11 protein-coding genes are annotated in these 12130 nt (G+C 66.1%); 1 reads left to right on the top strand and 10 read right to left on the bottom strand.

Features of this window, described 5'->3' with window-relative positions:
* Positions 1–78: 78 nt before the first annotated feature.
* The 8 genes from ACLKOZ_RS13300 to ACLKOZ_RS13335 form a co-directional block, all read right to left on the bottom strand.
* On the bottom strand, positions 79–1863 hold the full coding sequence (locus ACLKOZ_RS13300; protein ID WP_436475631.1) for a DEAD/DEAH box helicase: 1785 nt from the start codon (positions 1861–1863) through the stop codon (positions 79–81).
* Positions 1863–2204, bottom strand: coding sequence for a DUF3039 domain-containing protein (locus ACLKOZ_RS13305; protein WP_066292415.1), 342 nt, complete (start codon positions 2202–2204; stop codon positions 1863–1865). Before ACLKOZ_RS13305 ends, ACLKOZ_RS13300 begins: the two co-directional genes overlap by 1 nt.
* A 67-nt stretch (positions 2205–2271) precedes the next feature.
* Positions 2272–3054: a glucosamine-6-phosphate deaminase gene (gene nagB, locus ACLKOZ_RS13310; RefSeq protein WP_436475633.1), complete on the bottom strand. Its 783-nt coding sequence runs from the start codon at positions 3052–3054 to the stop codon at positions 2272–2274.
* 30 nt (positions 3055–3084) lie between these two features.
* Positions 3085–4656: a transporter gene (locus ACLKOZ_RS13315; RefSeq protein WP_436475635.1), complete on the bottom strand. Its 1572-nt coding sequence runs from the start codon at positions 4654–4656 to the stop codon at positions 3085–3087.
* Entirely contained in the window at positions 4638–5432 is a 795-nt protein-coding gene (locus ACLKOZ_RS13320; RefSeq protein ID WP_436475637.1) for an ABC transporter ATP-binding protein, read from the bottom strand. The genes ACLKOZ_RS13315 and ACLKOZ_RS13320 overlap by 19 nt, the downstream gene beginning before the upstream one ends.
* A gap of 73 nt (positions 5433–5505) precedes the next feature.
* Positions 5506–6603, bottom strand: a complete 1098-nt coding sequence (locus ACLKOZ_RS13325) for an NADH:flavin oxidoreductase/NADH oxidase (RefSeq protein WP_436475639.1) — start codon at positions 6601–6603, stop codon at positions 5506–5508.
* A complete protein-coding gene (locus tag ACLKOZ_RS13330; protein WP_436475641.1) occupies positions 6603–7610 on the bottom strand; it encodes a co-chaperone YbbN in 1008 nt (335 codons plus the stop codon). Before ACLKOZ_RS13330 ends, ACLKOZ_RS13325 begins: the two co-directional genes overlap by 1 nt.
* 68 nt (positions 7611–7678) lie before the next feature.
* Positions 7679–9379 carry a hypothetical protein gene (locus ACLKOZ_RS13335; RefSeq protein WP_436475643.1) on the bottom strand — a complete coding sequence of 567 codons (1701 nt, stop codon included), beginning with the start codon at positions 9377–9379 and terminating at the stop codon, positions 7679–7681.
* Between the two features lie 207 nt (positions 9380–9586).
* On the opposite strand from ACLKOZ_RS13335, the gene ACLKOZ_RS13340 reads away from it, so the two are divergent.
* Positions 9587–10894, top strand: a complete 1308-nt coding sequence (locus ACLKOZ_RS13340) for an AI-2E family transporter (protein ID WP_436475645.1) — start codon at positions 9587–9589, stop codon at positions 10892–10894.
* Here ACLKOZ_RS13340 and ACLKOZ_RS13345 read toward each other — a convergent pair.
* Both ACLKOZ_RS13345 and ACLKOZ_RS13350 read right to left on the bottom strand, forming a co-directional pair.
* Complete coding sequence (locus tag ACLKOZ_RS13345) at positions 10891–11691, bottom strand: alpha/beta hydrolase (protein WP_436475647.1); 801 nt, start codon at positions 11689–11691, stop codon at positions 10891–10893. The genes ACLKOZ_RS13340 and ACLKOZ_RS13345 overlap by 4 nt on opposite strands.
* A 68-nt stretch (positions 11692–11759) precedes the next feature.
* A complete protein-coding gene (locus tag ACLKOZ_RS13350) occupies positions 11760–12101 on the bottom strand; it encodes an ATP/GTP-binding protein (RefSeq protein ID WP_436475649.1) in 342 nt (113 codons plus the stop codon).
* Positions 12102–12130: the final 29 nt, after the last annotated feature.

A 12130-nucleotide genomic window follows, 5' to 3' on the forward strand; every position in this document is an offset into this window, starting at 1 on the left:
CCCCGGTGCTGTACACCGGGGCCACTGCTATTTTCAAGCCACTGCTATTTTCACGTCACTGCTACTTCCTGACCGCTGCTATTTCCTGCCGATAAACCAGTCCTGGAGCTTCCGCAGCCTTGACTGCAACTGTTCCTCGTTCGCCTGGGCCACCGGCGGTCCGCCGCACACCGTCCGCAGCTTGGTGTGCACCACACCGTGCGGGGTTCCGGTCCGCGCTGACCAGGCCGCCACGTTCTTGGCCAGTTCGTTGCGCAGGTCCATGAGCATCCTGTGGTCCGGGATCGCCGGAGCGGGCGGCGCCTGTTCGGCTGCCGGTGAGCGCCGGTTCTTCCGGTTGAGCTGGTCGTGCTGGCGCTGCCGGAGCAACGTGCCCACCTGCTCGGCGTCCAGTAGCCCCGGGATGCCGAGGAAGTCCAGCTCATCCTCCGAGCCCACTTCTCCCCCGGTGCCGAACTCGCCGCCGTCGAACAGGACACGGTCAAACGAGGCCTGCGAATCGAGGGCCTCGAACTTGCCCTTGGTCAGGCTGTCCGACGCTTTGTCCTCCCGATTCGCTTCCGCCATCAGGGAATCCTCGGGATTGAACAGCCCGTCGGCGTCCTCCTTCTCGGGCCGGTCAAGTGCGTGGTCGCGCTCGGCCTCCATCGAGTTTGCCAACGCCATCAGCTGCGGCACGGACGGCAGGAAGACCGATGCCGTCTCACCCCGTTTCCGGGCACGCACAAAGCGGCCCACAGCCTGGGCGAAGAACAGCGGAGTGGAGGTAGACGTTGCGTACACCCCCACTGACAACCGGGGAACGTCAACGCCTTCAGATACCATCCGGACGGCGACCATCCACCGTTTCTCGCTGGCCGTGAATTCCTCGATCTTGCTGGAGGCTTTGGCGTCGTCGGACAGGATCACCGTGGGCGACTCGCCGGTGATCCGCTTCAGCTGCCCGGCGTATGCCCTGGCGTCCTCGTGGTCGGTGGCGATGACCAGGCCGCCGGCGTCCGGGACCGTACGACGCACCTCGCTGAGGCGTTTGTCCGCTCCGGCAAGGACAGCCGGGATCCATTCTCCGGCCGGATTCAGCGCCGTCCGCCACGCATGGGAAGTAATATCCTTCGTGACCGCAGCCTCGCCAAGCGAAGCCGCCATCTCCTCCCCGGCGCTGGTGCGCCAGCGCATCTGGCCGGAGTACGCCATGAACATTACGGGACGGACCACGTGGTCCCGCAGGGCGTTGCCGTAGCCATAGGTGTAATCCGCTTTGGAGCGGCGGATGCCGTCCCGGTCCTGCGCGTATTCCACAAAAGGGATGGGCGACGTATCCGAGCGGAACGGGGTACCCGTCAGCGATAGCCGCCGGGCAGCGGGATCGAACGCCTCGCGCAGCCCATCGCCCCAGGACAGGGCCTCGCCGCCATGGTGGATCTCATCGAGGATCACCAGGGTGCGGGCGGCCTCCGTCTTGGCCCGGTGCAGCATAGGTTTGCTGGCCACCTGGGCATAAGTGACGGCGACTCCGATGAACCCTCGGCCGTGCTGGCCATCGGAGTTCTTAAAATTGGGGTCGATGGCGATGCCTACTTTGGCAGCGGCGTCGGCCCACTGCCGTTTCAGGTGGTCGGTGGGTGCAACAATCGTGACACGGTTGACCGTCCCGGATTCGATGAGCATGGACGCCACACGCAGCGCGAAGGTGGTCTTTCCTGCCCCGGGGGTGGCTACCGCCAGGAAATCCCGGGGGCCGGTGGTGAAGTAAAGGTCCAGGGCTTCCTGTTGCCAGGCACGGAGTTTTGGGGCGGTTCCCCAGGCTGCACGTTCCGGATAAGCCGGGGGCAGGGTGGGGCCGCCAAAGAGCGTCTCCGTCACTACTTGTTGTTGCCCGAGTCCCCTCCGGGACCCTTGCCGCCGTCGTTGCCCGGGCGGAGGCCTTCATAAACCTCTTTGCACATGGGGCATACCGGGAACTTCTGCGGATCCCGGCCCGGCGTCCACACCTTGCCGCAGAGGGCAATGACGGGCTCACCCGTCAGCGCGGATTCCATGATCTTTTCTTTGCGCACGTAATGCGAGAAGCGTTCCCTGTCACCGGGCTCAACTTCCTGGCGCAGTTCCTCGCGCTCAATAGTGGCCGTGGACGTTCCAGCCCCGGAAAGCTCGCGCATCGGGTCGTTTTCGAGAGGGTCCGTCATGCTAGTCATGGCATCCATCTTAGCCGTTCCGGGAGGGTGGCGTCCGACGGCGGGAGGACCGTTTCGCTTCTCACAGCCCCTGCGCCTATAGCCCCTGCCAGGCGGGTTTGTTGTCGTAAGTGTGCCGGTAGAAATCAGCGAGTTTCAGCGACGACGCTGCAGCCTCGTCCACCAGGATGGTGGCATGCGGGTGGAATTGCAGGATCGAGGCCGCGCAGATGGCGGCGACAGGCCCTTCCACAAAGTCACGGACAGCCTGGGCTTTCTGCGCTCCCGTGGCGATGAGGATAACGTGCTTAGCCTCAAGGATGGTGCCCAGCCCCTGCGTCACCACGTGGTGCGGCACCTCTGCGAGGCTGTTGAAGAACCTGGCGTTGTCCCGGCGCGTCTGCTCGATCAAGCTCTTGATCCGGGTCCGGGACGCGAACGACGAGCCCGGCTCGTTAAAGCCGATGTGGCCGTCCGTGCCAACGCCCAGAAGCTGCAGGTCCACTCCCCCCATGGACCGCATCTGGTCCTCATAGGCCTCGCAGGCAGCCGGAAGGTCCTGGGCGGCACCATCCGGAGTGTGCACGTTCTCCGGGAGGATATTCACCCGGTTGGTGAACTCGCGCCTGACCACCTCGCGATAGGACTCCGGGTGCCCGGGCTCCAGGCCAACGTATTCGTCCAGCGCAAACGCATGCGCCGCGCTGAAGTCGAGTCCGTCACGCTCGTGCCGTGCCGCCAGCTCGTCATAGACGGGAAGGGGCGAGGAGCCCGTGGCAAGCCCCAGAACCGCGGCGGGCTTTCGGCGCAGCAGCGCTTCGACGGCGTCTGCTGCCAGTTTCCCGATCTGTTTGCTGCCTGGAAGGATGACAACTTCCACTCGGGGCCACCTTTCTGGAGTTCTGCGGATTCAGCGGTTAACGGTCAGCTGGGCCAGCAGTTCGGGTCCGCGGGCGTCAAGCCACTTGCCGCCCAGCCGGATCCCTGCCCCAAACAGCGCCAGCCCCAGCATCAGTCCGACGGCCAGGTTCGCCCACCCGAAGACAGGGTTGCCAGTGACAAGCTGCGCGATGAACAGCCCCACCTCAGGCAGGACCAGCAGGCTCAGGACTCCCATCCCGGCGAACTGCACCGCCAGGGTCTGGCCCACATTGCCAGGGGGCTTCTTGAACGGGCTGTCCCCGGGCAACGGCACGGCCACCGTGTAGCGTGCCGACACCACGGACGACAAGCCCAGCCCGGTGAACAGGATGCCCAGGCTGAGCCCCAGCTGGGCCGGGAGTGCATCCCAGCTGCCCGTGAAGAAGCACTGGCCCACGGCGAAGATCAGCACCACAGGCAGGGCGAAGGTGAGGCAGGCGAGCGCCCTGCCGAGCCGGTCATCGGTTCCCTTCACACCGGTGGCCAGGTGCAGGGCGAAAGCCGTGTTGTCGTAGGAGACATCCGCCGAGATGGACCACGCCAGCAAGAATGCGGCCAAAGGCGCTGCCAGCGCCAGGGTGGCATAGTCACCGCTTTGGCTGCCTTGGAAGACGAGCAGGATGGGCAGCAGCGGAACCACAACAAGTGAACCTGAGTAACGGGGATCGCGCAGCCAGTACGTCAACGCCCTCGCCGTGACGGCACCGGCAGGAGTGGCCGGCAGCAGGCCAAGCAAGCCAAGCTTTCCGCCTTTCCGGCTCCCGCTTCCGGCATAGGGCGGATTGACGAGGGCCCGCTCAAGCAAGAGCTTCCAGCACCAGGCGAGGCCAGCGAGTGTTGCCAGGGCGATGAGGAATTTCACCGCCGCCGAACCCTGGTTCCCGGAGGCAACGTCGCCGCCGAGTGACCAGGCAGCCCCCAGGGGCGTCCAGGACAACGTGGCCGCCAACTCCGGCAGGAAACCCGTAGAGGCGGAGACACCCCTGCTCACGCCCGCCACGATCGGGCCCATCATGATGAGCGGGATCATAAAGACAATGGCGCTGACGTCCTTGAAGCGCCGCGACGACGCAAGGCTGGCGGTTGCCGTGGTCACCACCTTGGACAGGACAATGCAGCTGAGGACGCCGACGGCGGCACCCGCCAGGGCGGCGACGGCCGGCAAAGGTCCGCGGGCCCACGTCCACACGCTAGCGAGCGCTACAAGTGCAGTGGCGAGGCCGGGAATGCCAATCAGCCCGCCAAATGCCAGGCCGGTCAGGAGCTGCCGCATGGGGATGGCGGACGTGGTGAAGCGGGCCGGATCCAGGGTCAGGTCCGCAGCGGACGCGGCCAGGGGGATGATGGCCCATCCCACAAGGGCGGCCGAGCCGCCGAGCACCACCACGGTCTGGGCCAGCTCCGGGTCCGCGCGGCGCAGCAGGACCAGCGCCACCACCAGGGCGCCCACGAGCCCCAGCGCGTACAGCCCGCCGATGGCCATGCCCACCAGCTGCCAGGGACTGCGCCGGAGGCCATTGCGGAGCAGGGTCAGCTTCAGCCTTAGAAGGTGCGCAACCATTCCAGGCCTTCCGTGTGGTTGCGGCCGCCAACGAGCTGGACAAACCTCTCTTCCAGGGAGGCGCCGGCCCGGACCTCGTCCACCGTCCCGGCAGCGAGCAGCCGGCCCCCGGCTACCACAGCGACGTGGTCGCACATGCGCTGCACGAGGTCCATGACGTGGCTTGAGACAATCACCGTCCCGCCGGAGGCGACGTAACGGTCCAGGATGGCGCGGATGTTTGAGGCCGATACAGGATCCACTGATTCGAAAGGCTCGTCCAGCACCAGCACCCGGGGCGCATGGATCAAGGCCGAAGCAAGGGCAATTTTCTTCGTCATGCCTGCCGAGTAGTCCACCACCAGGGTGCCCGCGTCCTGGCCAAGGTCCAGGGCAGACAACAGCTCGCCCACGCGGGTGGACACCACGTCTTTCTCCATTCCGCGCAGCAGCCCGGCATAGGTGACCAGTTGCTCTCCGGTGAGCCGGTCAAAGAGGCGCACTCCGTCGGGCAGGATGCCCATCAGCTTCTTCGCCTCCAGCGGCCTGGTCCAGACGTCCACGCCATGGACCACTGCGGTGCCGAAGTCCGGCCGCAACAGGCCGGTGGCCATCGACAGGGTAGTGGTCTTCCCGGCACCGTTGGGTCCCACGATGCCAAAGAACGAGCCGGCCGGGACGTCGAGGCTGATACCGTCAACGGCGATTTTTCCGCCGAAACGCTTGGCGAGCCCGCGGATGGACAGGGCGGGAACCGGGCCGGCGTGCACCACCGGATCAGGATGCGGAGCAGTCATAAAGCCAGAGTAGCCCTACGGTCCCGTCTGGGGGGTCCTCCCGCAGGAGTAGGGACAAAGGAGTAGGGGCCGCCTAAAAGGAATGCCGAGGCACGGCACGTTCATATTGCGGGGCCCAGGCCAGGTCATGCCCAAGTTCGAAGGCTGCCCGGAGCCACCAATGCGGGTCCCGCAGCGCGGCACGGGCGATGAACACACCGTCAGCCTGGCCGGTGGCGACGGCGTGCTCGGCCTGGCCTGGCGAGGTCAGCAGGCCCACGGTGCCGGTGGGTACCCGGGATTCCCGGCGGATCCGTGCGGAGAAGCCGGTCTGGTATCCGGGTCCTGGCTGGATCTGCTGGTGGGCCACCGCTCCACCGCTGGAGACGTCGATGAGGTCAACACCGTGTTCATGGGCCTGCGCAGCCAGGCGGACGGAGGCCTCTATGTCGATGCCGCCTTCCGCCCAGTCAGTAGCGGAGATCCTCAGCAGCAGTGGCATGGACTCCGGCATGACTTTCCGGACGGCGTCGACCACGGCGAGCACGAGGCGGTTCCGCCCAGCTTCATCCCCGCCCCACGAGTCGGTCCGCGTGTTTGTCAGCGGGCTCTGGAACTGGTGCAGGAGGTAGCCATGTGCTCCGTGCAGTTCCAGGGTGTCAAATCCGGCATCGACGGCCCGGATGGCGGCGGCAGTGAAGTCGCTGATCACCCCCTGGATCTGTTCCTCGGTCATCTCGGCTGGCTCGGCATAGCCGTCAAAGGCCGACGGCGACGGGCCCACTGTGGCCCAGCCGCCGTCGGACTCCGGCACGCTGCCGCGCTGGCCCGAAAACGGCCAGTACGTGGATGCCTTCCGCCCGGCGTGGGCCAGCTGGGCGCCAATCTTCGGCTCCGCGGCTCCGTGGCGGTGCACGAAGTCCGTGATCCGTTGCCAGGCCTCGGCCTGTTCGTCGTTGTACAGGCCTGCATCCCGCGGGCTGATCCGCCCCTCGGCATTGACGGCCGCCGCCTCCGTGAGGATGAGGGCAGCGCCGCCGGCGGCGAAGGACCCCAAATGCATCAGATGCCAGTCGTTGGGGACTCCGGGGGCGCCGTCGGGTTCGCAGCTGTACTGGCACATGGGTGACACCCAGCCGCGGTGCGTCAGCTCCAGGGAGCGCAGCCTCAGCGGCCGGAACAGCGCCGACACTAAAACAGCACCCGGGCCAGGTTCTGCCTCGCCTTCGCCACGCGTTCGTCGGTGGTGCCCACAACGTCGAAAAGTTCCAGGAGGCGGACACGGGCCGTCTCCCGTTCGGGGCCGAAGTTCCTCCCGATGAAGCTGACCACGCGGTTGAGGCCGTCTTCGACGTGGCCGCCGGCAACGTCCAGGTCCGCAACGGCGAGCTGGGCGTCAAGGTTATCGGGCTCCTCGGCTGCCTGGGTCCGCAGCGCCTCGGTGTCCTGGGCGGACAGCGGCTGCAGCCTGGCCATCATTTCAACCTGAGCCAGGCCGGCCTTGGCCTCTGCGTCTGCTGGCATCTCCAGCAGCGCCTGGCGGTAGGCGGCGGCCGCTGCCTGGTAATCGCCCTCCTCGATGGCGTCGTAGGCGGCCTGGTGCAGCGGGGGAAGCGGCGCGGGTTCGGCGTCCGCGGGCGCTCCATTGCCCAGGCTGCCGGTGACGCCATTGGCGGCCGCGACTTTCAGCAGTTCATCGAGCAGCGCCCTGACCTGTGCCTCGTCCGCGCCGCCCTGGAACAGCGGGACCGGCTGGCCTTTGAGCACGGCAACGGCGGTAGGAACTGCCTGCACCTGGAAGGCCTGCGCGAGCTGCGGAAAAGCATCGATGTCGGCTGTGCCCAGAACCAGGCGGCCGCCATAGCTGTTGACGACTCGTTCGAGCGTGTCCAGCATTCCGGCAGATTCCGGCGAGTAGGCGGCCCAGAGGGCGAAGACCACCGGCACCCTGGTGGAGAGCTCCACCAGGTCCTGGAAGTTTCCTTCTGTGACATTGACCCGCAGCGGTGCCGGGCTGGCCTCGGAGGTTCCGGCGGCGTCCCCGGAAAGGGGCGGATTACCCGGCGCATTTCCGGGCGCATTTCCGGGACCGGAAGCCGGCGCCTGGCGTTGTTTCAGTGCGGAAAGGTCGACGGCGCCTCGCAGGTTAAGCAGGCTGGCAGCGGCTGGAGGGACTGGGCGGGAAGCTGGCGAACTCATGCTTTCCACTCTAACCACTCCGGCCGCTGCCGGGGGTAATGCACAGCGGGCTTGTGCCCTGCTGCCTCCTACTTGAAACTTGCTCCGACCAGTCCACGGGTGGCGGCAACGAGCTTGATGGGGTCCGTTGAGCCGGTCGGCGGGACATAGACGGCCATGGACTCGGCAAAGTTCAGCACCATGCCGGTGGTGGTTTCCTTGCCTCCGGCGAGCGCCGCTGCGTCGTCACCGATGGTGAGCTTGTCACCGGAAGCCTTGGGTGTGCCGTCGAACGCGAAGTTCAACCGACCCAGAACCAGGGCACCGCCGTCGGCCGTTCGGAACACCACTGTGCTTTCCGGCACGACTTTGTGGGTGAAGGAGAAGTTGCCGTTCTCACCGGACTTGACCACTTCAGCCTGGTAAGAGAGTGTGTCGGCGATGTACGGCGAGGACTCGCCTTCCACCAGCTTGTCCTTGAAGCTCGAGTCAGGCGAGCTGAGGCGGTCTGCCAGGCCCGCGAGGGCCTCCTCCCCGCTGTACAGCAGGCCGGTCTTGTCGTTCGGAGCCAGGGTCTCCGTGCCACTCCTGCCGATGGACGGGAACGTGGTCCCCGGCTGCAGCGGGGTGGTTTCCACGAGCTTGTAGTTCTCCCGCGGTGACGGCTGTACCAGGGTCAGCAGCTGGGGCACCACGTTGCCGTCGCCCTGGGTCACGGCGAGGACCTGGCGCGGCCAGTCACGCTTGCTAGTGACAACGGTGGTGAGCAGCTTCGTGGAGCGAACGGGCATCCGTGCCTCGTAGGCACCCACCTGGGAGCGGATCTTGTAGTTCTGGGTCCGTACTTCCAGCTCGGTTCCCGCGACGCGATCGGCCAGCTTGCCGGCGTCCTTGGCGGCGTCCCCGGCGTCAGTGGCACTGGAGACCTGCTCCAGGATGCGGCGGAACTGCGCGTCCAGGAGGACAGGCGAGGATGGAGCGGCCGCTTCGGAGGCGGAAGCCGTGGGCTCCGATGAAGGCGCAGGAGTTGTGGTGGCGTTGGCGGCGGCGCCCGTTCCGGCTACGACGGCTGCCGTGACAGCTGCTGTGACCATGCCTGCATTCACCATGCCCAGGCGGGCCGTGGAGCGTGTCTCGGCCTTGGCGCGGGCCCGCTGGGCGAACAGGCTTCCCTGGCCGGTGCCGTCGCCGTTCCGGGTTCGTGAAGAAAGGATAGCCAATGCAATGCCGGCGAGGATCAGCAGGCCGCCGATGACCATCAGCGGAATGGCCCACGGCGTGGAGATGTCGTTCGGGAACGTCATCGACACTGTGCCCGGAGCAGCCTTCGTGCCGTCAGAGGCCAGCAGCAGCGACCATTCACCGTCCGCAGGAGGGGTCCACGAGTAGTCCAGTTCGCCACTGGCGTTTTCGCTGGACACCCACAGGTCCGATCCTGCGGGGTTCGGGGCTGTCGCTTCGCCGTCGGCGTGCTCCATCTTCAGGGACTTGTTGTCTTCGGAGACCCCCGTGACGGTGTTGTGGGCGGCCTGGCCCACCCATGCGTCAACGTCGTCCGGACGGCCGGCAGCGAGGATGAAGTTGCCATCACCCTTGATGTTGATCTTTACCGTGCCGCCGTGAAGCGTGCGGAGGTTCTGGTCAATGACGGTCAACGGCGCCTCGGCGGCATCTGTGGGTGCCGAGGCCGTGAAGGTCTCGGACGGAGCCCAGATGGTCTTCTGGCCGATACCGGCCAGAAGTGTCAGGAGGCCGAGCAGCACGAGTGCGACTGCAGTCTTGAAACGCAAAGGAAACACCTATCATCAGCGGGGGTTTGCTTTCAATAGTAACCGTTTTGTTACCAATAGCTGAGTCGGGGGCCTGCCGCGCGCGTCCCAGCCGCTCCTGGACAGGCGATCCTCCCGGCTGTTGACAAGGCTGCTGATAGTGTTTGCGATGATCATCACACCGGCCCGCAGCCGCGGCGCCACGCACGGAACAGGCCCCAAAAAGCAGTGACTGACAAGACGGAAGAATCCCCTGCGGGACAGGAAAATCCACCCGCTGTTCCCGCGCAGCGTACGGGGCCGGAGCAGCCTGTCCGTGTCCGGCGATCAGGCGCCGCGGCTGCCTTGGGATCCGTAATACGACGGCTCCGCCAGCCGCTGCCCGGTGCGCAGCCCCGGCTCCGCTTCGAGATGCCTCCCGAGTATTCACAGCAGGAAGAGTCTGCCGACTCCGATTCAGTGCAGTCACCTCCACAGTTTGGCCAACCAGGTCCACGAATCTCGCCGCAACACCCGCTCTACCTCGGGTTCATGGGCACAGTGGGCGTGGGGCTGGCGCTCCTGGTCTACTGGATCGGCTCCAACACCACCCAACTCCTCCTCTGGATTGTTGCCGCCCTCTTCATTGCCCTGGGCCTGGATCCGGTGGTCGGCTGGCTTGAAAACAGGAAGATTCCGCGCCCTGCCGGCATCCTCGTCTCGGTGTCAGTGCTGGTCACCGCGGTGGTGGGATTCTTTGCCACCCTGATCCCCACCATCGTGGAGCAGGTCACGGAAATCGTCCAACAGGCACCGGTCTGGGTGCGCGACTTTATAGATTCGGACTTCTTCCGAAGCGTGGATGACCAGTTCGGCGTCCGGGACCGCATCGAGGACGAACTGGACAAGTTCGTCAATAACCCCGAGGCGATGGGCGGCATCTTCGGCGGGGTGGTGGGATTCGGCTCAACGGTGGCCAACGGGCTGTTCGGCACCCTGATCGTCCTGGTGCTGAGCCTCTACTTCCTCGCGGCGCTCCCGGCCATGAAGAAGTGGGGATACCGCCTGGCACCCCGGTCGCGCAGGCCGCGCGTGCAGGCGCTCTCCGAAGAAATCACGCGCTCGGTGGGCAACTACGTCATCGGACAGGCGTGCGTCGCGCTGCTCAATGCCACCTTCGCGTTTGTGGTGATGTCCATCCTGGGCATCCCGTTTGCCGTCCTGCTCGCCTTCGTGGTGGCTCTGCTGGCATTTATCCCGCTGGTGGGCGGACTGATTGCGGCGGTGGTGGTGCTCCTGGTGTCGCTGACGGAGGGTTGGCAGACGGCCGCGATTTACGCGATCTGCTACTTCGCCTACCTGCAGTTTGAGGCGTACTTCATCTCCCCGCGCATCATGCAGAAGGCCGTGGCAGTGCCGGGCGCCGTAGCCGTTATTTCCGTGATCGCCGGCGGCAGCGTGCTGGGCATCCTGGGCGCCCTGATAGCAATCCCCACTGCAGCCGCCATCCTGCTGCTGGTCAAGGAGATCTATATCGTCCGCCAGGACAAGCACTAGGCCGCAGCAGTGGCTGCCGGGCCGTCCCATTCCTGGGGCAGGCCTTCCGGACCGGATCCTGCCTCCGTAACCTCATCCACGATTTCGTTAAGTACCCGCGCGGCGTACTTTTCGCCCACCCACAGGTGCTTGGCGCCGTCGACCCCCACAACGCGTGCCTGCGGCACCAGCCGGAAGCGGTCCGCCGCGGCCTCGGGCCGCAGATAATCATCGTGTTCGGGCACCAGCACGGTCAGGGGTTTGCCGCTCGCCGCCCAGGCACCCAGGTGGGCATCCGTTGCCCGGTGCAGCGGCGGGGACAGCAGCACTGCACCTTCGACCTGGGAGGCCACCGGTTCTACTGCGCCGTACATCAGTGCGAGTTCGGTGCCGAAGGACCAGCCCACCAGCCAGCGGTTGGGGAGTTGGCGTTCGACGGCGAAGCGGACGGCCGCCTCGACGTCGAACCTCTCGCCGATCCCCTCCTCGAAGGTTCCGTCGCTGGTGCCGCGGGGAGAAGAGGTTCCCCGCGTATTGAACCGCAGCACCGCTACGCCCGCCAGTGCCGGAAGCCTGTACGACGCTTTCCGGTACACGTGGGAGTCCATGAACCCCCCGTGCGTGGGCAGTGGGTGAAGCGTGATCAACGTCGCCGTAATCTCTCCGGACTCGGGCAGCGCCAGTTCCCCCACCAGGGTGTGGCCGTCTTCGGTGCGCAGCTCAACGTTTTCGCGCCTCGCGGGGAGAACGGTGGAGGCACGAATGGGTGCAGGGCCAACAGGAACGGTGAACTCGTACGACGCCGGATCAAAAGTCATGCCTGCCAGCTTAGCGACTTTGCGCTGCCGGGATTGTCCCCTGGGCGGCCACCGGTTTACCGGTCTGCTCAGCGATACCGGTAGCTGCGTGACATCCAGCAGTTCGTGTGCCAGTGGCGGCGCTCGGCCAGGCCGGCGGCCGCGCCGAAAAGGTGGTCATCCTTCCACACCACCAGGTGCGCAATCCCGGGCAGTACGGCCGTGGAGCAGCCAGGACAGACATACGTCTTTTCCGCGTTCCGGGCCGTCATGGTCCGGACCATCCAGTCGCCGTCGGGGGCGCTTTCGCGGCGGGCAATGCCCCGGGCCCGCTCCAGGTCGAGTTCCGGGACCTCGCCGTTTCCCTTCTTGCCTGCAGCTGCGCCCGGTTTTCCGGAGGCAGGGCGGCGGGGGCGGTTCGAACGCGGCATGCCTCCATTCTGCCCCAGCCCCGGTAGTG

The sequence above is a fragment of the Arthrobacter sp. R4 genome, from assembly GCF_051365025.1.
Classification (GTDB): Bacteria; Actinomycetota; Actinomycetes; order Actinomycetales; family Micrococcaceae; genus Arthrobacter.

Coding starts and splice junctions, on each gene's coding strand:
- ACLKOZ_RS13320 (WP_436475637.1), bottom strand. CDS start 5,432: ATGACTGCTCCGCATCCTGATCCGGTGGTGCACGCCGGCCCGGTTCCC.
- ACLKOZ_RS13315 (WP_436475635.1), bottom strand. CDS start 4,656: ATGGTTGCGCACCTTCTAAGGCTGAAGCTGACCCTGCTCCGCAATGGC.
- ACLKOZ_RS13345 (WP_436475647.1), bottom strand. CDS start 11,691: ATGACTTTTGATCCGGCGTCGTACGAGTTCACCGTTCCTGTTGGCCCT.
- ACLKOZ_RS13330 (WP_436475641.1), bottom strand. CDS start 7,610: ATGAGTTCGCCAGCTTCCCGCCCAGTCCCTCCAGCCGCTGCCAGCCTG.
- ACLKOZ_RS13305 (WP_066292415.1), bottom strand. CDS start 2,204: ATGGATGCCATGACTAGCATGACGGACCCTCTCGAAAACGACCCGATG.
- ACLKOZ_RS13350 (WP_436475649.1), bottom strand. CDS start 12,101: ATGCCGCGTTCGAACCGCCCCCGCCGCCCTGCCTCCGGAAAACCGGGC.